At 43.9% G+C, this 19260-nt stretch carries 16 protein-coding genes; 6 read left to right on the forward strand and 10 right to left on the reverse strand.

All coding sequences use genetic code 11. The features are described from left to right. Nucleotides 1-224: 224 nt before the first annotated feature. Together TZ97_RS07215 and TZ97_RS07220 are read left to right on the forward strand one after the other, a co-directional pair. Entirely contained in the window at nt 225-1397 is a 1173-nt protein-coding gene (locus TZ97_RS07215; RefSeq protein WP_045759878.1) for a hydroxymethylglutaryl-CoA synthase, read from the forward strand. Continuing rightward, nucleotides 1397-2659 (forward strand): hydroxymethylglutaryl-CoA reductase, degradative, encoded by a 1263-nt coding sequence (locus TZ97_RS07220; protein WP_045759879.1) that lies wholly within the window; start codon nt 1397-1399, stop codon nt 2657-2659. Before TZ97_RS07215 ends, TZ97_RS07220 begins: the two co-directional genes overlap by 1 nt. A gap of 484 nt (nt 2660-3143) precedes the next feature. Here TZ97_RS07220 and TZ97_RS07225 read toward each other — a convergent pair whose 3' ends face one another. The 9 genes from TZ97_RS07225 to TZ97_RS07265 all read right to left on the reverse strand — a co-directional run bounded on the left by TZ97_RS07225 (nt 3144) and on the right by TZ97_RS07265 (nt 13097). Beyond that, complete coding sequence (locus tag TZ97_RS07225) at nt 3144-3971, reverse strand: PrsW family glutamic-type intramembrane protease (protein WP_045759880.1); 828 nt, start codon at nt 3969-3971, stop codon at nt 3144-3146. Continuing rightward, nucleotides 3964-5625: a C69 family dipeptidase gene (locus tag TZ97_RS07230; protein ID WP_045759881.1), complete on the reverse strand. Its 1662-nt coding sequence runs from the start codon at nt 5623-5625 to the stop codon at nt 3964-3966. The genes TZ97_RS07225 and TZ97_RS07230 overlap by 8 nt, the downstream gene beginning before the upstream one ends. Nucleotides 5626-6036: 411 nt before the next feature. After that, nucleotides 6037-7041 carry a type 2 isopentenyl-diphosphate Delta-isomerase gene (gene fni / locus TZ97_RS07235; RefSeq protein ID WP_045759882.1) on the reverse strand — a complete coding sequence of 335 codons (1005 nt, stop codon included), beginning with the start codon at nt 7039-7041 and terminating at the stop codon, nt 6037-6039. Next, nucleotides 7038-8045 (reverse strand): phosphomevalonate kinase, encoded by a 1008-nt coding sequence (locus TZ97_RS07240; protein ID WP_045759883.1) that lies wholly within the window; start codon nt 8043-8045, stop codon nt 7038-7040. The genes fni and TZ97_RS07240 overlap by 4 nt, the downstream gene beginning before the upstream one ends. After that, complete coding sequence (gene mvaD, locus TZ97_RS07245; RefSeq protein ID WP_045759884.1) at nt 8035-8985, reverse strand: diphosphomevalonate decarboxylase; 951 nt, start codon at nt 8983-8985, stop codon at nt 8035-8037. The genes TZ97_RS07240 and mvaD overlap by 11 nt, the downstream gene beginning before the upstream one ends. Further along, nucleotides 8967-9845, reverse strand: coding sequence for a mevalonate kinase (gene mvk / locus TZ97_RS07250; protein ID WP_045760215.1), 879 nt, complete (start codon nt 9843-9845; stop codon nt 8967-8969). Before mvk ends, mvaD begins: the two co-directional genes overlap by 19 nt. A gap of 148 nt (nt 9846-9993) precedes the next feature. Further along, nucleotides 9994-10935, reverse strand: a complete 942-nt coding sequence (locus TZ97_RS07255; protein WP_037613944.1) for a serine hydrolase domain-containing protein — start codon at nt 10933-10935, stop codon at nt 9994-9996. A 10-nt stretch (nt 10936-10945) separates the two neighbouring features. Continuing rightward, nucleotides 10946-11713, reverse strand: coding sequence for a CppA N-terminal domain-containing protein (locus TZ97_RS07260; RefSeq protein WP_024055030.1), 768 nt, complete (start codon nt 11711-11713; stop codon nt 10946-10948). A gap of 106 nt (nt 11714-11819) precedes the next feature. Continuing rightward, nucleotides 11820-13097 (reverse strand): HdeD family acid-resistance protein, encoded by a 1278-nt coding sequence (locus TZ97_RS07265; RefSeq protein WP_023919173.1) that lies wholly within the window; start codon nt 13095-13097, stop codon nt 11820-11822. 101 nt (nt 13098-13198) lie between these two features. Between TZ97_RS07265 and TZ97_RS07270 the strand changes: the two genes are divergently transcribed. The 4 genes from TZ97_RS07270 to TZ97_RS07285 all read left to right on the forward strand — a co-directional run bounded on the left by TZ97_RS07270 (nt 13199) and on the right by TZ97_RS07285 (nt 18631). Further along, nucleotides 13199-15487, forward strand: a complete 2289-nt coding sequence (locus tag TZ97_RS07270) for a Xaa-Pro dipeptidyl-peptidase (protein WP_045759885.1) — start codon at nt 13199-13201, stop codon at nt 15485-15487. 104 nt (nt 15488-15591) lie between these two features. After that, a complete protein-coding gene (locus tag TZ97_RS07275) occupies nt 15592-16086 on the forward strand; it encodes a DUF536 domain-containing protein (RefSeq protein ID WP_003008835.1) in 495 nt (164 codons plus the stop codon). A 53-nt stretch (nt 16087-16139) separates the two neighbouring features. Then, nucleotides 16140-16733 (forward strand): 3'-5' exonuclease, encoded by a 594-nt coding sequence (locus TZ97_RS07280; RefSeq protein WP_045759886.1) that lies wholly within the window; start codon nt 16140-16142, stop codon nt 16731-16733. A gap of 323 nt (nt 16734-17056) precedes the next feature. Continuing rightward, complete coding sequence (locus tag TZ97_RS07285) at nt 17057-18631, forward strand: ATP-binding cassette domain-containing protein (protein ID WP_045759887.1); 1575 nt, start codon at nt 17057-17059, stop codon at nt 18629-18631. A 295-nt stretch (nt 18632-18926) separates the two neighbouring features. On the opposite strand, the gene TZ97_RS07290 is transcribed toward TZ97_RS07285, so the two are convergent. After that, a complete protein-coding gene (locus TZ97_RS07290; protein WP_003005613.1) occupies nt 18927-19226 on the reverse strand; it encodes a YbaB/EbfC family nucleoid-associated protein in 300 nt (99 codons plus the stop codon). Between the last annotated feature and the right edge of the window lie 34 nt (nt 19227-19260).

A 19260-nucleotide genomic window follows, 5' to 3' on the forward strand; every position in this document is an offset into this window, starting at 1 on the left:
TCAACTGTGCGGAGGTGGGACGGCGAAATCGAATTCTAACGAATTACCGATTTCTGTCCCACTCTCTTTTTATAGATTTTCTATTTTTTCTTTGAAACATTGCAAAATCGGTCCCAAGAATGATTTCCTTGCTGATCTAGCTTTTTCAAGGGAGTTTTACCCTTAAATATGGTAAAATAGTAACGAAATATACTAGTAGATATCAAATAAAAAAGAGGTTAAGAATGACAATTGGGATTGATAAGATTGGTTTTGCGACGAGCCCTTATGTCTTGCGTTTAGAAGATTTGGCCGCTGCTCGTGATACCGATCCCGAAAAACTGAGCAAGGGTCTTCTCTTAAAAGAACAAAGCGTGGCACCGATCACAGAAGACATCGTCACATTGGCTGCTACTGCAGCAGATGATATTTTAACAGACGAAGATAAAGAAGCGATCGACATGGTGATTCTTGCGACAGAATCTGGAATTGACCAGAGTAAGGCTGCTGCTGTGTTTGTCCATGGCTTACTAGACATCCAGCCTTTCGCCCGCTCTTTTGAGATGAAAGAAGCCTGCTATGCTGCGACTGCTGCCTTGGATTATGCTAAACTCCATGTTGAAAAATTCCCACAGAGTAAGGTTTTGGTCATTGCCAGTGACATTGCTAAATACGGAATTGGGACTCCTGGTGAACCAACACAAGGTGCCGGAGCGGTTGCCATGCTAATCAGCCAAAATCCTCGTATTCTATCTTTTAACGATGATAATGTTGCCCAAACACGCGATGTCATGGATTTTTGGCGTCCAAATTACGCGACAACTCCCTTCGTGAATGGGATTTATTCAACGCAACAATATCTAGATTCTCTGAAAACAACCTGGGCGGAATACCAGAAACGGACTGGTCTTGCCTTGACAGACTTTGCAGCTGTCTGCTTCCACTTGCCTTATCCGAAATTAGCTCTCAAGGGCTTGAAAAAAATCCTGGATAAGTCAGTATCAGAAGAGAAAAAAGACCAATTACAATACAACTTTGATCAATCGATTCTATACAGCCAACGCGTGGGAAATATCTACACTGGATCTCTTTTCCTAGGCTTGCTGTCACTACTGGAAAATCAACCCCAACTCAAAGCTGGGGACCGAATCGCCCTCTTTAGCTATGGAAGTGGAGCGGTTTCTGAGATCTTTAGCGCCAATCTCGTTCCTGGTTTTGAGCAACTCTTAGATCACAAACGCATGGAAAGACTGGACCAACGTACGGTTCTTAGTGTTTCTGACTACGAACGACTCTTTTATGAGGAAGTAGATCTAGATCCTAGTGGCAATCAAGTGTTTGAGCCTGCTACGCATCAAACTTTTGCTTTGACAGAGATCAAGGAACACCAACGCACTTACCAGAAAGTAGAAAAATAATGGCACGATTACCAGGTTTTGCAAAACTTTCTCCCACAGAACGCATAGAGGCCTTACTGAAGGAAGGCCTCTTAACTTGGGATGAAGCACAGATCTTAAAAGAACAAAAGGGACTTCCCCTTTCTATTGCAGATCAATTGACGGAAAATGTCTTGTCGACTTTTGACTTGCCTTTTAGCCTTGCTCCTTATTTCCTGATCAATGGTCGTGACTATGTCCTTCCCATGGTCACAGAAGAGCCTTCCGTAGTTGCAGCTGCCAGCTTTGCGGCCAAGCTCATCCAACGTTCAGGCGGTTTCACCACCCAGGTGCACCAGCGCCAAATGATCGGTGAGATTGCTCTGACGGATGTTGAAGATAGGAATACTGCAAGCAAGCGCATCCTCGAAGACAAGGAAACTCTTCTTCAGCTGGCTAATGAAGCCTATCCTTCGATCGTCAAGCGTGGAGGTGGAGCAAGAGATCTTTGGGTCGAAAACAAGGGGGACTTTCTTATTGTCTACTTGGCTGTCGATCCCAAAGAAGCCATGGGGGCCAATATGCTCAATACCATGTTAGAAGCTCTGACCGATCGTATCCAGGAACTCTCTGGTGGTCAGGCCTTGATGGCAATTTTATCCAACTTGGCTACTCGCTCTTTGGTGAGTGCACGATGTGCCATCGATTTTAAAGCACTGAGTCGAAATCCTGAGGAAGCCATTGAGATTGCCTACCGGATGGAGTTAGCCAGCCAACTGGCCCAAGTGGATCCTTACCGAGCAGCCACTCATAACAAGGGAATTTTCAACGGGATTGATGCCCTAGTCCTTGCGACAGGCAATGACTGGCGGGCCATCGAAGCAGGAGCCCATGCCTATGCTGCACAAAGTGGTTCATACAAGGGCTTGAGCCACTGGACAAGTCAGCCAGAAGAGAAAAAACTCTATGGAGAGATCACCCTACCAATGCCGGTTGCGACAAAAGGAGGCTCGATTGGCCTCAACCCAACGGTTCAAGTCAGTCACCGCTTGCTAGGGGAGCCTACTGCTATCGAATTAGCAGGTATCATTGCTTCACTCGGTTTGGCACAGAATTTCGCGGCCCTCAAAGCCCTTGTCACCACCGGGATTCAAGCAGGACATATGAAACTCCAAGCACGCTCCCTAGCCCTTCTAGCAGGAGCTAAGGAAGAGGAAGTTCCTCGATTGGTCAGCCAACTCCTTGAAAACAAACCCTTTAATTTAGAAAAGGCACAAACACTCTTACAAGAATTGAGAAAATAAAAGAACTAAGACAAGGTTTTCGTTTTCAGATTGAAGACAAAGTCATCTTAGAAACTTTCCTTAGGTGAGTACGGACGTCAGCGAACTTCGAAGAAGTTCCATGACTTAGTTTTGAACCTAAAGTTTCAAAACTCCCGAGTACTAGAAACAATCCTATTTCTAGCACTTTTCTCACTGCGGAAAGTTTCAGTGTATGTTTGAATGAGCCTATTGGTATGTATCAGTTTTAATTATTCTGCATCACTTAGCTTGTTTTATGTAAAAAACAGTTTGTTTACATTCTAAAAGAGGCTGGGACAAAAGTCCTAGCCTCTCAATTATTTTTGGATTGTCGAGCAAGACGCAGTGGTTGAGTGGGCTCTACTACGCTAATTTCATCAGCTTTTACAGCCCTACTCAACTGTGCGGAGGTGGGACGACGAAATCGAGTTCTAACGAATTACCGATTTCTGTCCCACTCTCTTTTGTGTTTGAAAAATTTTTCTTATTGTTTTAAAAATGGCAACTCGGGATGTTTCTTGGTATAGAGCACCACCTCGATAAAGGTCCCTACTTGGACAGCAAAGAGCAGTCCGACGAGAAGATTAATCCGATGGTCTGTTTCATAAAACGGAGAGTTCCATAAGAAGTGATTGGCTACTGTTGAGAGAACACACCAGAGCCCAAAAAGTTTTTCCTTTTGCTGGGTCACTTGAGACAACAAGAGGAAGACACCAACTGATACAACAGCTGTATAGAGGGCATGTGAAGCTAATCCACCAGAGATCCGGTTGATGGCCTCAGTGACAGCGGCTAATTGGCTGGTTTTGGTTTGGCGGGCAACATACCCTAAATCCTCAATGATTTGAAAACCAAAGCCAGAGCCCAAGCCTGCAATTAGAATCGCTTTTAGATCTTTCTTGCCAACCATCAAGACAACCCAAAAGGCAACTAGAGCCTTAAAGAATTCCTCTGAAAATGGGGCCGTCAAGGCATCGGTCCACTTGTTAAAGACAGTGGCATCCTTGATCACATGGCTATTCATAATATCAATCAAGCTATTGCCTGAAAAGCTCAACCAGCCTGCTATGAAGGCTCCTCCAAACATGGCAATCCATAAGAGATAGGTTGGGACAGTCAACTGCTTGGCCAATCGTTTTGAAAAGAGATAGAGCGGGATAATAATAGCAGCTAAAACAGACAAGTTTAAGACCAAGTCTCTGCCTGCAGACTGGCTAAATTCTTGTTGAGAAAGATGACCGAGTTCAAACTCCAAGCCAATTCCTGCAAACAGTAGAAAAAGATAGATCGAGGCTCTTTGAATTTTAGTCATCTTGTTTTCCTCCCTTTTGTTTCTTTGAGCGAATCAAGTAGATCACAATCGCTAGAAGGGTTGCTCCGAACAAGCCTGCTGCTAAAATGTAATCATAGTCAAAATCAACGAGATCAATCTTTTCTTCATAAGCAGCATCTTCTTCGTCATCTAGATCCTGCAGGGCACTTTTTCCGTGTTCATCTGCTACCTTTTGTTCTGCTTCTTTTCTGATTTCTTGCAAGCGTTCGAAGGTTTTCTCAGCTCTCGCCAAGCTTTCCTCTGTTGCCTTCTTACTAGCTTCTTCAGGCTGAGAAGCAAGGGCGATTTGTTCCTGATCACTCAGATCTTGTTCGACCATCCACTGAGACTCCAATCGTTCCATTTCAGTACGAATCGCCCCATCTTCGAATAAATCTGGATACTTGGCCACAAGGTCATTGATTCTTGAAATGGTCCAATACCAAGAGCGATCATTGTAATGATCCCCTAATTCTTGGTAGGCTTGATAGGTGTTGAGAATATTGCCATAGTAGGGTAGGTATGGAGCATTTCGTGGACTACCCATCGACAGCCACATGGTGCCTCCACCTGCACTTGCTGGGACATCATCTTTCAGTTGGAAAATATGGGCCTCCATGACATTTGGATTGGAAATAGGGTATTTATAAACCGCATCAAACTCTCCTTTTTTCGGAATGCCTTTTCCATCCAACTCCATTTGATCCTGTGGTTTATATTTGGTTCCTTCCAAACGATTGCGTTGGAGATTCATGGCATCGCGGAGGGTTAATTTTCGATCGGTTGTATGAAGAAGGTCAAAGGACGCATCGTCATATTTAACAGGAGAGCTTGGGTCTAGCGATTTGATTCCCGACCAAACCCGAGAGCGATCTGCTTCTTGCAAAGGCGGATTATAGGATTGAGAAACGTGGAATTTTTCATCCACTTCCTTATAGCTATTGGCTTTTTTGGCGACTTTTTCAAGATCTTTTGAAGCGATCGTGCGTTCGGTATCTGATAGATCGACATGCCCTAAGAAGAAGGTATTTGGAAAGACCGCAAATCGATCCTCTGGGAAGAGAATCGCTGCATATTGATGGCCAGATAGGATTTCCATATACCAGACGCCTTCTTTATCGGCAATGGTCACAATATTTCCTTCTGCAGCGCCTTTTTCTTCGACGATCTTAGCAATGAGTTCAACCCCTTCTCTTGCGGTTTTCACACTAGGGAGAACGATACTGGTCAAGCCCGATTCTGCGAGGCCATCCTTGACGTAGGGATCCACTTTTTGGATCTTGTCATTTGCTGAAGCAGATACAGTGGCAGAAATGGAAACCCCATATTCATTGAATCCTGCTTCGTCAAAAATTCCCTGATCAGGGGTGACATCTGGAACCGCTGTATACTTATAGCTAATCTCTGGCAAGGGATATTGAAAACCGTTGGCAGCATCCTCAAAGATGGCTCCTTTTTTATTGTAGACACGCTCTCTGACCACAAAATTTTTATTATGGTTGGGCTCTAAATCTTCGGTACGACCTACCAAGGTCGAACCGTCGGCCGTCAGTTTCTTCCCGATGATGAACCCTGTACAAGCCTCAACAGGTTGAGCAATCAACAAAAGCGGAAGCAAGGCTGCTACAGCTGATCGAAAATAGTGCTTCTTCATCCTAAACTCCTTTTTAAAAATGTTTTTCCTTATTTAGTATACTCTTTTACAAGCCTATTTTGCAAGCGATTCCAGCAACCGTAAACAATTCGTAAACTATCAGAATTTTTGAGGAGAACACTTTTTAAAAAAAAGAAAGAATTGGCTTATTTTGCCAATCCTAAACGAATAGGAACTAATTTTTAAGTAAAATAAGTTAAGTGATTCTTCAAAGAACTATAAAAGAGTTCTAATTTTCAAAATGAATCATAATATACGAAAACTTTCCGCTGTGAGAAAAGTGCCTGAAACGTTTTTGTTTCAGGCACTCGGGAGTTTTGAAACCTTAGGTTCAAAACTAAGTCATGGAACTTCGTAGAAGTTCGCTGACGTCCGTACTCACCTAAGGAAAGTTTCTAAAATGATTTTTCTTCATTTTCTCTGTTGATTCGCTTGCCACAATTTTCCATAGAGGAGATAGTCGACTTCACGGAGCTCTTTCAGGTTCTGACAACCGAGCGCACAAAGGAGCAATCTGAGGTCTTCTTTCCAGCCTTGGACAAGGACGATTACTTCTTCAATACTCTTAGTCTCTACCATCTCAAGAAAAACGCGGGAAAGTCCTACGCCACGTGCTCCAAGGACCAAGGCCTTGACCATATCAAGGGGATGACGAATGCCCCCACTTGCTAGGACCTCAACCTGATCTATCTGATCCTGTAACTGTAAGAGACACTGCGCAGTTGATTGTCCCCAATCATCCAGATAAGCGCGATTGCCACCACGACGATTCTCAATATAGGCAAAACTAGTGCCACCACGACCAGAAATATCGACGGTTTTGATCCCAGCATCTAGCGCAGCCTGAACTGTTTTGGGATCCATACCAAAGCCGACTTCCTTCAGGACTACAGGTACTGGAAAGCCCTGCCCATAGCTCTTGAGATGGTCTTTCCAAGTGTGGAAACTCCGCTCCCCTTCAGGCATGAGCAACTCTTGCATCAGATTCACATGGACTTGAAGAAAGAGAGGGTGTAGCTCTTCCACTGTTCGCAAGCCCAAATCTGGCTCTTTATCGATGCCAATGTTGGTCGCTAAAAGAAGATGAGGATGGTCTTTTTTGACCGCATACGATTGATCGTTCGGATCCTTCAGCCCTGCGCTGTAAGAGCCAGTCACAAAGAGAAGCCCACAGGCTTCGGCTACTGCTGCCAACTTTTGATTGATCTCTTTGGCTCGTTTACTCCCGCCTGTCATGGCATTGATGTAAAAAGGAAACTCCCAATCACGCCCTGCGAAATGGGTTGTCAAATCAATCTCCGCTAGATCCACAAGGGGGAGGGATCGGTGAATCAGCTCGATCTCATCAAAGCTATTATAGGAGGAGCTTTGCTCCAAGGCATAACGAATATGCTGGTCTTTTCGATTTTCGCTCACGAATCTCCCATCCTTTCTTGGTAAATGACTTCAATATTCTTTTTCTTCCAGCGGTCTATCAAGGTCTGAGTCTCAACTGGATCAAAACTAAGGGCGATCCCACAGTCGCCTCCCCCAGCACCACTAGATTTGGCGCAGGCAGAAAGACCCTCTGTCGCTTGTTGCAGGACTTTTAGAGCTGGGGTATAGATCAAAGGGTTCAAAGACTTTAGGTTCTTATCGGCGCGTTTGATACTGGTCTCGATTTCCTTTTGGTTCCCTTCACGGAGACCTTTTTCAAGAATCTTCACTGCGCTCTGGCTCTCCTGAAGAAATTCTTCCTTGATCGCTCCCTTGACCTGGCGGATCAAATCACTTGAAATCGCTGGTTCCTTGGTCCAACCAACCAGAAAATCATAAGAGATGGCCGGCTGGATCGAGCGGATCTGGTAGTCCCAATCCAGGTCTAAAACTTGTGAAAGAGGCTGAGAAGTCAAGACTTCATGCAACCAAGCCCGATCAAAGGATTGGTAATAAATCAAGTCCTCGTTGGCGATACAAGCCAAATCGCCCATGGAACCATTGTCCCCTCTTTGCACCAAGACCACTGCTGCTAGTCGAAAGAGCAGATCTGGACTTAGGTCTAGTTCATACAGAGTGGCCATGGCCTTGATCACGAGCAAGACCACACTTCCGCTGGAACCAATCCCATACTTTTTCCCCTCTTCGCCCAGTGTCCCTCTAAGGTGAAGATCAAAGGGTTTAGGGGCTATCCCCTGATCTTTCAGCCACTCTTCCATAAGCTGAATAGTCTCTTGAATCAAGGCGTAGTCCTTATTTGGGGTCAAATCTACCTTGTAACCAAAAAGGTCTGAGGCTAGCTGGTAGGCTGTTGCTTCTTGGATGATAGCTGACAGATAAATAGGGATAAACTGAATCACAGCTCCATAACCAGGCGTTAGCACCGCGTATTCTCCAGCTAAATAGAGCTTGCCTCCAGTCTGTACCTGATACTTAGTCTTCATCTTGAGGATCCTTTGTCTTAGATACGATGGTCCGATAGCGGGCATCAAATAAAGGCACCAGCTGATCCAAGTCCTCTTCTAAACAGAGAACCTTAACGTTTGGCCCTGCATCCATGGTGAAGTAACAAGCATGGCCTGCAGCGCGAAGCTCACGGACAAAGTCCATAGCTTTGTGGCTGTCTTCTGTCAAGTAGCTAAAGGCTGGAGTGGCTGTTCTAGTCGTCGCATGCATAGCAAGGGCATTGCGCTCTGTCAGCTGACCGACCTGTTCAAAATCATTGCCAGCTAGATAGTCCAGCATGTCCTTATAATCTTTTCGAGACTCTTCGATCCATTCTTTGAAATTAGTCGAAGTCTCCATGCAGCGTTTCATCCCTTCCCGGCTGGAAACGGGCTTTTGCTTGTCATTGAGGACCAGCATGATCATCGCGAGTTTCAGGTCTGTTTTGACCTTATAAATTTCTCCACTTTCTTTGTCCCAGGCTGCTAAGGGTCCAAAGAAAGACCGTGAAGAAGAGCCCGAAGCAAACTTGGCTTTTTGAGCTAATTCCTCCTGACTCAAGCCCAAATCATAATACTGATTGCAAGCCTTGACGAGAGCAGAGAGGCCGCTCGAGCTAGAGGACAAGCCTGCTGCGGTTGGCATGTTGTTGCTGGTATCCACCCGAACAAATCCTGCTTCATCTGATGGCTTCAAGCCATCAATCACAGCTCCAATTTTGGCTTGCTCAGCTGGATTTTGGAATTCCCCATCGATGTAAAATTCATGCGCAGTCGCATCTGCTGGCAAGGGAGATAGACGGGTCTCTGTATACATATTCTCTAAGGTCAACGAAATCGAACTGGTCGAAGGGACCATCTGTTTGGCATCTTCTTTTCCCCAGTATTTGATAATCGCGATATTGGCATAGGACTTAGCCTTTACAGGTTTTCGATCCATGTATGGTGCGCTCCTTCTTTTTCTAATGCATGGGCAATGGTTGCTGCTTCACGAGAATCCTTGACGAGGGCAATCACACAGCCTCCAAGACCACCCCCGCTCATTTTAGCGCCTAAGGCCCCGTTTTCAAGTGCAACGGCGACCAAATGGTCTGCTTCAACACAGCTGACACCGACGGCTATCAAGTGGTCATGACAAGTAGTCAGAGCCTTTCCTAGGCTCATTAGATCATTCATTTTTAGAGCCTCTTCCACCTGCTGGGTCAACTGACCAATCTCATGGAAATGGGACAAAACTTCCTGCCCTTTGGCTTCCACCTTTTGGATCGCCTCACGGGTATTGCCATGAATCCCCGTATCTGCAATCACCAAGCTCGCTTTTATTCCCAGCTCCAGCGGGTAAAAGCCTACATTCCGGATGAATTTAATGGCTTGATCGCTCAAACAAGTCTTGGCATCGAGCCCACTTGGATTCATATGGGCAATGGTTTCTGCTCGATTGACCAGGATTTCTAAGGTCTCATCATCCAGCTTCTCTTGATAATAGTCAAAAACGGCACGAATAGCTGCGATACTCACCGCCGCAGATGATCCCATCCCCCGTTTTTCCGGTACCATGGACTGAATTCGGCAGCGAATCCGGGCCTCGCGAATCCCGAGGTGCTCCAGAGACGCAAAAACCGCCATGGACAAGGTGTCGTCTTCAAACAAAATCCATGGACTGTCTGCCGGGATGATCTGGCAGGTCACTTCGATATGATGGAGTGGCAAAGCAATAGCCGGATAACCATAGACCACCGCATGCTCTCCAATTAAGATAATTTTACTATGCGCCCTTCCGACGCCTATCTCTTTGTTCATATTCATCTCGCTCTATTAAGGTCATTACTATTTTAATATAAATCAGCCAAAAAAGCGATGCTTTTGAAGGAAATCCAACCTAAGACGGAGTTGAGTTCTATCTGACAGATAGCAAAAGGCTAGGATCCATCATCCTAGCCTTCCATTTCTATTTTTCACATTCTTGTTTGATCAGGTCCATCAAAGAATTGCGATCCAAGATCCATTGGGCCCGTTCGTCCTTCTCATAGGTCCGGTTGGACAAAAAGATCACAGCTTCCTGCCTCTTGCGATTGTACATGATGAAGGTTCCAGTATAGCCCGTATGATCCAACCAGTCACCCTCTAGATTCCATCCAAGAGCGCGGGTCTTTCCCTCTTCACGCGCAAAATTCTGAGACAAGTCACGCGCAAAATCATCCTTCAGATAATGCTCTAAGAAGCGCTCTAGATCAGCAACAGTTGAAAAAAGTCCAGCACTTCCCGCATGACAGCCCAATACTCTCGCTTTGGGATCATGAACACTTCCAGAAGCAAGGCCACGGACCGTTGGCACCGCCTTTTCGACCGGTCCAAACCGTGTCTCTGTCATCTTCCAAGGTGTAAAGATCAGCTCTTCAAATAAACGATCCAAGGGCTGGTGAAACCTGTCTTCTAACCAAAAGCCCAGCAGAAGAAAATTGACGTCGGTGTAATGAAAACTCTTGTCTTCTTTCAACTGCAAATTTTCAAGAGCTGTTTTCAACTGTCTCGCATCCAATTGATCCCGGTTGGGGATAAAAGGATCCAGCCCAGAAGTATGGGTCAAGAGTTCCCGGATGGTCGTCTTCTCATGAGCAAAACGCGGGTAAAACTCTTTAAAGGGACGATCGAGCGGAAGCTCCCCTTTCGCATACAAAAAAGCACAGATGGTAGCGACTCCGACGACCTTACTGACACTGGCCAAATCATAGACCAGGTCAGCCACTACTGACTCTCCTTTTTCAGGATCCGCTAGTCCCAGATAGTGCTCACTCCACTGACCCTTGCGGTAAAGCGCAAGAGAGGCACCTGGATAGATGCCTTCTTGGATTTGTTCGGTAATTTTTTCGATGATTGCATTCACGCTCATCACTCCATTCTTATTCTTCATAAGAAATATGGACCTGATCTTGATTGGCTTCAAACCAGAGTTCAATCTGGCTTGGATCCTTGGCAATCAAGAAAGTTCCCTTACGGTGCACAAAATCGACAGTTTCTCCCAAGCGTTCTTTCACGACTTCCACATCAAAAGATGCCAATTCGACCTTGATCATGCTCAAATCCCAAGTCACCTTGTTCTCCACTTGGAGATCTTCTCCTTGAGCTTCCTGCAAATGGATAAAGTGGGCCAAAGCTGGCAAGTTGCTATAGAACTTCTCAGCCTCAGCAAAATCGGCCACATTGACCTCAAGAAAGTCCACATCAAAGCTGGTCAAACCTTTGAAATCTTCTGGCACGTCAACAAGAGGCGCTTTCTCCAACGGTTCTAGGCTTTCAAGATTTTCTTCAGCATGCACGAAAATGGTATCTCCTTGAGGAGACACAACTTCAAAGGCGCGACCATTAGCTCCTTGGTAAAGGGCGCTTGTTTCTGGCTGGCGGGCCAACAAATAATCAATTTCTTGAGCTTGTGCCACTTTCACCACGATGCGACCCAATTTCTTTGGACCTTCGACCTTACGCGAACGCATACTCGGTGACTCTTCTAAGACAATTTTCTCTACTTTTGAGGCATCTCCTAAAGATAGGAGAGCTCCTTCTTCCACTAATACTTTCATTCCCAATGTCTCTTCATAAAAGCGTTGATTGACATTTCGGTTATTCACTTTCAAGACTGGGATCACTCTTACGATCTGATTTGCTGTCATACTTTCCTCCAAGCACTTTTTATTGTAAAAGATTTTCTGGCTTTTTACAAGAAATCTTGTGCAAAAAAGACAGATTTTTCAAAAATAAAAATCTGTCTTTCTTTTTTTAGTATACTGTTCGTGTATGGACCCGCCCGTTTGGAGCTTCAAATTCGTATTCTAAGTAATCCTGATAGGTCCCTGGTGCAATCACTCCACGCACATCTAATACAGCCGTTCCTGCCTGTCCCACAATGGAATCTGCTAACAGGCAGCAATTAGTAGACAGAACAAAGTAAGATTTAAAACGCGAAGAAGTAAATTTATATAGCTCAGCCCCTAAATCATATTTCAATTTGTAAGCGTAGGTCGGCTGACCGTCTTCCAGTAACCTCCTAGGTGGATCCCAAGGTTCTAACAACTGATCAATTTCAGCTAGACGCTTCTCTACTGCCTGATTCTCTTCTTCGGTAAGGGATAGGCTGTAGCCAAACAGCGTCTTTTGACTCTCTTTTTTACATAGTTCGATGTATGGTTCCTTATCCACTTTAAACAGTACGCCATCCCCAATCGTCCCAAATAGACGCTCTGAAAAGGGATCGTAACTTCCGTAAGAAATGACCTTCCCCTGATAACAAATATCTACATGCCCAATCGCTCCAAATAAGTTGCTGTCAGAAGTATGAACCAAAATTTCTAATTCCCTTGCCTCTTCTTCTTTTTTCACCAATCGATAAGGGCCTGTGTGTCCCGCCGAGCTCCCTTTTTGAAGAAACTGGTTAAACCGTTTTAACTCCTTAGCAGGGATAAAGGCTGCAAAGATAACCGGTAGGCTAATACGAAAGCGACGTTTTAACTCTTGGCCTTGTTGGTCTTTGTCAAATAAAATACCATCTCGAATATTAGAAATCCCCAACAAGACCAGATAAGCCCCCAAGAGGATAAATTGGAAGTGCCCATCTGAACCAGGTTCCAAGACAGTTGCTAGACCAAGCCCACCGTTTAAAAGCGCATCCCATAAATAGAGCCAGCCTCCTTTTACCCGATTGGCCTTATAAAGCCAAAATGTGATCCCATAGACAATGGCACTCCCCAACTGATATGCCCCTAAACAAATCACAACTAAGTTTACGGGCAGACTACTCAGTCGATTCAACCAGATCAACGCAAGTGAAAGAAAAATAAACCAAATAGAGTGGCTATAGGAAATAGACTTGCTACGTAACAAAAAGCGAAGAAGAAAGCTTCCTAGTCCATCAACTAAAAAGTAAATGGCTAATAGATCCAAGGAAAATTTGGTGAAACCAACGCCGTTTCGAAAAATGAGAATCCCAAAAATGACGGCAAGAACCCCAAACAATAAGGTCCGTCTTCTTGCAACTTGTTCAAAAGATATTTTTTTCAATATTCCTTCTCCTTATAGACGAAAGGTCTTTAGACAAATACTATTTTATCAAGTATAATATAAGAAGTAAAGAAAAAAGAAACTGATAAAAGGAGCAGTCTATGAAATACAATCAATATAGCTATCTATCTGTTGACCAAAAAGACATTCTTAAGGAACTAAAAGAAATTGGGTTTGACCTTCCCACCCACCTCCCAGAAAAAGAACTGTTTGAATGGTTTGTCCGCAAGGTTTACTTCACCTATAAAGATACAGATTATCCCCTCTCTAACCTAGTGGTGGATTCTAAAACAGACTTTTTAACGTATATCCAATCTGACTGCGAATGGTCTCCGAACATTTTTTACACAGTAGCCCTCCAATTACTCGGTTTCCGCTATTTTATTGATTTTGAAGATACGGATAGCTTCTTGAAAGAAGTCCAATTTCCGATTGAGTATGGAAACTTGGTAGAAAACCTCTATCACCTTCTCAATACTCGAACAGTAAAAGGAAATTTACTCATCGATCAGTTGGTCAGCGATGGCTTGATTCCTGAAGATAACCAGTATCACTATTTTAACGGCAAGAGCCTCGCAACCTTTACGAGCCATGATGCCATCCGCGAGGTCGTCTATGTGGAAAGTCGGGTCGATACCGACAAAGATGGTCTGCCAGACTTGGTCAAGGTCAGCATTATCCGTCCTCGCTATGAAGGCAAGATTCCAGCTGTTATGACCGCAAGTCCTTATCACCAAGGGACCAACGATAAGGCCAGCGACAAGGCCCTCTACAATATGAATGTCGACCTCGAGGTCAAAGAACCTCATACCATTCAAGTAGAAGTACCTCAATTAGAATTGGTGGATCCTGTCGGTTCAGCTGAGCTAGTCGATGAAGCTGAAGAAACTCTCACCCATATCAATTCCAGCTATACCCTCAACGACTACCTCCTTCCACGCGGCTACGCTAATCTCTACGTATCTGGAGTGGGGACAAAAGATTCGCAAGGCTTGATGACCAATGGAAATTACCAACAAATCGAAGCCTACAAGAACGTTATCGACTGGCTCAATGGCCGTTGCCGGGCCTTTACAGATCACACACGCAAACGCCAAGTCAAAGCTGATTGGTCTAATGGAAAGGTCGCAACGACTGGAATCTCTTACCTTGGAACCATGTCTAACGGCCTTGCGACCACAGGCGTGGACGGCCTTGAAGTCATCATTGCAGAGGCTGGGATCTCTTCTTGGTACAACTATTACCGCGAAAATGGTCTCGTGACAAGTCCTGGCGGCTATCCAGGCGAAGATTTTGATTCCCTTGCCGAATTGACCTATTCACGCAACCTTCTAGGTGGAGATTATTTACACCACAATGCGGCCCACCAAGCCGATCTTGATCGCGTCAAAAAAGAGCTGGACCGCGCTTCTGGGGACTACAACCAATTCTGGCACGACCGCAATTATCTCTTAAACGCAAATCGGGTCAAGGCAGAGGTGGTCTTTACCCATGGCTCCCAAGACTGGAACGTCAAACCGCTTCACGTCTTTAACATGTTCCAAGCCCTTCCAGCAAGCATCAAGAAACACCTCTTCTACCACAATGGTGCCCATGTCTACCTCAACAACTGGCAGTCCATTGACTTCCGTGAGAGCATGAACGCCCTCCTCTCTAAAAAATTGCTGGGCTACGATTCAAGCTATGAGTTGCCAACTGTCATTTGGCAGGACAATACAGGAGAACAAAGTTGGACTTCCTTGGATGATTTTGGCAACCAAACAAGTCAGCGGACCTTCCTACTCGGAGATGGTGAAAAAGTCATCCAAAACCGCTACGAGACAAAAGATTACGAGCGCTATGGCAAGGCTTATCCGACCTTCTTAAGCGATCTCTATCAAGACAAGGCCCAGCAGGTGACCATCGATCTTCCAATAGAAGAAGACCTGCACCTCAACGGGAAAGCTCGCCTTCACCTACGACTTCACTCCAGCACCAATAAAGGCCTTCTCTCAGCCCAACTCTTAGAGCTTGGAAGCAAGAAATACCTCCAACCCTATCCTGCAGTCTTATCGGTCCGTACACTGGATAACGGTCGCTACCATATGCTAGACAACTTGACCGAGTTGCCATTCAAGGAAGCGGGCCAACGGGTCATTTCGAAAGGTTATCTCAACCTCCAAAACCGGCATGACCTCTTAGAGGTTGAGGCCGTAACACCAGGCGAGTGGATGGAATTTGACTTTGATCTCCAACCAACCATCTACAAGCTCGAAAAAGGTGCAACTCTTCGCTTGGTCCTTTACACGACGGACTTTGAAATCACTGTGCGTGATCAAACCGATTACCAACTCACCATTGACTTAGCACAATCAAGCCTCCATCTTCCTGAAATGACAGAGGCCCACTAATCGTGGTATCAAGGCTTAGCCTTTCTTTGCTTCATTTGACAGCTTAGCCTACTTATGTTACTATCTAATAGAGTATTTCATAGAAAAAGATATTAGAGGAAGTTATGGCGATTGAAAAAACTGTCAGCGAAATTGCTGAAATTTTAGGAGTCAGCCGCCAGGCGGTCAATAACCGTGTCAAGGCGCTGGCTCCAGAAGATACCCAAAAAAACGAAAAAGGGGTTACCGTTGTAACCCGTAGTGGCTTGATCAAGCTCGAAGAAATCTACAAAAAAACTATTTTTGAAGATGAACCAGTCAGCGATGATGTGAAGCAACGCGAATTGATGGAAATTTTGGTAGATGAAAAAAATGCTGAAATCGTCCGTCTCTACGAGCAACTCAAAGCCAAAGACGAGCAACTCGCTAAGAAAGATGAACAGTTGCGCGTAAAAGACGTTCAAATTGCTGAAAAAGACAAGCAATTGGACCAACAACAACAATTGACTTTACAAGCAATGAACGACCGCGATACCTTGAAACTTGAACTCGAACAAGCCAACGAAAAAGTTCAAGAGCAAGAAAGCAAAGGTTTCTGGGCACGCGTTTTCCGTCGATAATCCGGGGCTGGATCCTACCAGTCCCTTTTCTTTTCTAGCACAGGAGATTTCCCATGAAAGCATTAGAAGATTATATCGCCTTTGACCTCGAATTTAACCAATACGAAGGCGCCTATCAAATCATCCAGGTATCTGCCGTACGCTTTACGGACGGTAAAGAAGTCGATCACTACGACTCCTACGTTTACACCGATAAGCCCCTAAAAAGCTTTATTAACGGCCTGACTGGCATTACCCAGGACAAGATCCAAAATGCCCCACAACTCGAACAGGTCCTCAACGAATTCAAGGCCTTTGTAGGAGACCGGCCCTTGATCGGATACAATGCCAAAAAGAGCGACCTACCTATCCTGCTTGAAAATGGCTTGGATCTAGAAGACCAGTACGCTGTCGATGTCTTTGACGAGGCTTTCGAACGTCGTCCATCTGACCTCCATGGCATTAAAAATCTCCAACTCCACACCGTTGCAGAATTTTTGGGAGTCGCAGGAAAATCACACGATAGCTTAGAGGATGCCCGCATGACAGCCCTTGTCTACCAACAATTCCTCGAATTTGATCAAGGCCGTACCCTCCTTGAAGAGCAAGAGAACTTCTCCACCAACCCCTTCGGAGGCTTGGACTTATCCGGATTTTTTGATGAATAAAAAAAGCTCAAAACTGAGCAGTACTCCTAGAGTTAGATATTTTCATATCTTTCTTTGGGGGTGCTTTTTATTTCATTTCTGTAAAGATTGACTAAAGTAAATTTTCATCCGACAGACAAATAGAGCATTTTCAAAGGCTTATCTTAAAATATTAGTTATTAAAGATTTAATCATTTCTAATTTTTTGAATATTCATTGACCAGACTTATTCTTAGATGTATAATGAGCATGTAAAATATATCACAAAGAATAATATGTAATAAGATTTAATGATTATATCTGATATTTCTCAATCATAGGGTTCTATTTTCTAGGAGAGATTTATGATTAATATCTTTAAATATCTTGATAAAAAAACAAAATACCTAACCATTATTGGAGCACTGGCAAATGGGGGTCTTGCATTAGGGCAACCTTTGGTTGTCGCCAAAGCATTATCTATAGATCAAAATAACCTTACCTATTCCTCTATTTGGAAATTTGCTCTCTTTGGTTTTTCTGTCTATTTCGCTTTGTATAGTCTCATGTTATTTTGTAATCATGCAAATAATGTCTTTCGACGTGAAATTCACATGAATATCCGAACGGCACTTTTTCAGAAGTTAATGGAAGACAGGGAATATAGTGAAGATGAAAAGATTACCATGCTAACACAGGATATGGAATTTTTAGGAGATAACTTTTTTGAACGCTATATGTCTATTTCATGTTGGGGATTTGGAGCACTGATTACGGCGATCTATATCATTGCCCAAAATGTTTTATTGGGTTCTATCTTTGTTTTCTTCACGATCTTACGTCCCATTCCACAATTCTTAATGAATAATAAGCTAAAGAATTCAGGGGATGAATTGTCTCAGGGAAGGACAGCCGTTCATAACCAAATCTCTGATAGTATTCGAGGGGCTCAAACCTTGCGGATGAATCAAGCCTTGCCTGAAAATTCTCAGCGCGTCTGGAATATCAATCTTCGTTATCAACGAGCCATTCAAAAGTTTGCTTTTACCCATAATATTGTTTTCTTTTGTAATGGTTTCATGGTCTTTCTTAGCCAAGTACTCCCCTTGGTATTGGGGTTTTTCCTTGCCATGCAGGGGCATCATGTTTCAGTGGCTAGCCTGGTTGCAATGTATATTGCTGCTGGTCAACTGGTAGGACCTATCCAAAATATCATGTATGATGTGGTTGAAGTACAAGGAGCCAAAACAACGTCAGAAAAGATTTTCGGAATTTTAAATCGAGCAAATGATAGTGAAACGGACAATCATTCGATCTCTCAAGTAGAAGAACTAGAAATTTCTCATTTAAGTAAATCTTATAATGGTAGAGAGATTCTTCGCGATCTTAATCTAGCCATTCGACAAGGCGAAAAAGTCCTCATCAAAGGGCCAAGTGGCTGTGGGAAATCAACCCTCTTTAGAATGATCACAGGGGAAGAAAAGCCGGATGCTGGAACGATTACTTGTCGTACAAGGGATGGAGTTAAAACAAGTCACTTTGTTCGTCAGGTAGGCATTATCAGCCAGCATCCCTTCCTCTTTAATGATACTATTCGCTACAATCTCAGTTTGGGACAAGAGTTTTCAGATCAAGAATTAGAGACTGTTTTAAGACAGGTCAAACTCGATCATGAACTAACTGATGGCCTTGATTTTGTAATCACTAATAACGGAGAAAATATTTCAGGCGGACAACGTGTCCGGATTGAACTAGCCCGCTTCCTACTTCGTAAAAAGGATATTTTATTAGCAGATGAGGTAACTGCAGCTCTTGACGCAGAAAATAGCCAGATGGTTCGAGACTTGATTTTCTCACTACCGATGATGGTGTTAGAAATCGCTCACCATATAGATAATGAAAGTCGATACGATCAAGTCATTGAACTAAGAAAAGAATAAAATTTCTGACACTAACCTAAAAACAAATCGTTAGTATTTCAAAGAAAAAATACTAAAACTTTCCGCCGTGAGAAAAGTGCCTGAAACAATAACGTTTCAGGCACTCGGAATTATTGAGACCTTAGGCTCAATAATTAGTCTTGGAACTTCGAAGAAGTTCGCTGACGTCCGTACTCACCCAAGGAAAGTTTTTAATATGACTTTGTCTTCAATCTGAAAAAGGCTCAAAACTGAGCCTCTTTTAAATGAGTTCTAATTTTGAAATGAACCAAGAAAATACCAAAACTTCCTTAGTTTAAAATGGTAATTTCCCTGCGAAAGCACCGAGTTTTTTCTTGGTTGCCGCATCAATTTCTTCAATGGCAGCATTGATGGCTTGAACCGTCATATCAGAAAGAGTTTCTGTATCTTCTGGGTCGACCACTGCGGCGTTGAAATCGATGGAAACAACCTTCTTATCACCTGTAAGAGTTGCAACAACCAAGTCTTGAGCAGATTTCCCTACAAATTGAGTTGCGGCTAATTCTGCTTGGCTTTGCTCCATTTGCTTTTGCAATTTTTGAGCTTGCTTCATCATATTTTGCATATTCATCATAATGTTTTCTAGATTCCTTTCGTATCAAGGGTTT

Origin of the sequence: Streptococcus parasanguinis (genome assembly GCF_000963275.1) — a bacterium.
GTDB classification, from domain to species: domain Bacteria; phylum Bacillota; class Bacilli; order Lactobacillales; family Streptococcaceae; genus Streptococcus; species Streptococcus parasanguinis_B.

Bases quoted from the DNA above. Each gene is read 5' to 3' on its own strand.
- TZ97_RS07215 (WP_045759878.1), top strand. From the start codon at position 225: ATGACAATTGGGATTGATAAGATTGGTTTTGCGACGAGCCCTTATGTC.
- TZ97_RS07220 (WP_045759879.1), top strand. From the start codon at position 1,397: ATGGCACGATTACCAGGTTTTGCAAAACTTTCTCCCACAGAACGCATA.
- TZ97_RS07225 (WP_045759880.1), bottom strand. From the start codon at position 3,971: ATGACTAAAATTCAAAGAGCCTCGATCTATCTTTTTCTACTGTTTGCA.
- TZ97_RS07230 (WP_045759881.1), bottom strand. From the start codon at position 5,625: ATGAAGAAGCACTATTTTCGATCAGCTGTAGCAGCCTTGCTTCCGCTT.
- TZ97_RS07240 (WP_045759883.1), bottom strand. From the start codon at position 8,045: ATGAAGACTAAGTATCAGGTACAGACTGGAGGCAAGCTCTATTTAGCT.
- mvaD (WP_045759884.1), bottom strand. From the start codon at position 8,985: ATGGATCGAAAACCTGTAAAGGCTAAGTCCTATGCCAATATCGCGATT.
- mvk (WP_045760215.1), bottom strand. From the start codon at position 9,845: ATGAACAAAGAGATAGGCGTCGGAAGGGCGCATAGTAAAATTATCTTA.
- TZ97_RS07255 (WP_037613944.1), bottom strand. From the start codon at position 10,935: ATGAGCGTGAATGCAATCATCGAAAAAATTACCGAACAAATCCAAGAA.
- TZ97_RS07260 (WP_024055030.1), bottom strand. From the start codon at position 11,713: ATGACAGCAAATCAGATCGTAAGAGTGATCCCAGTCTTGAAAGTGAAT.
- TZ97_RS07270 (WP_045759885.1), top strand. From the start codon at position 13,199: ATGAAATACAATCAATATAGCTATCTATCTGTTGACCAAAAAGACATT.
- TZ97_RS07275 (WP_003008835.1), top strand. From the start codon at position 15,592: ATGGCGATTGAAAAAACTGTCAGCGAAATTGCTGAAATTTTAGGAGTC.
- TZ97_RS07280 (WP_045759886.1), top strand. From the start codon at position 16,140: ATGAAAGCATTAGAAGATTATATCGCCTTTGACCTCGAATTTAACCAA.
- TZ97_RS07285 (WP_045759887.1), top strand. From the start codon at position 17,057: ATGATTAATATCTTTAAATATCTTGATAAAAAAACAAAATACCTAACC.
- TZ97_RS07290 (WP_003005613.1), bottom strand. From the start codon at position 19,226: ATGATGAATATGCAAAATATGATGAAGCAAGCTCAAAAATTGCAAAAG.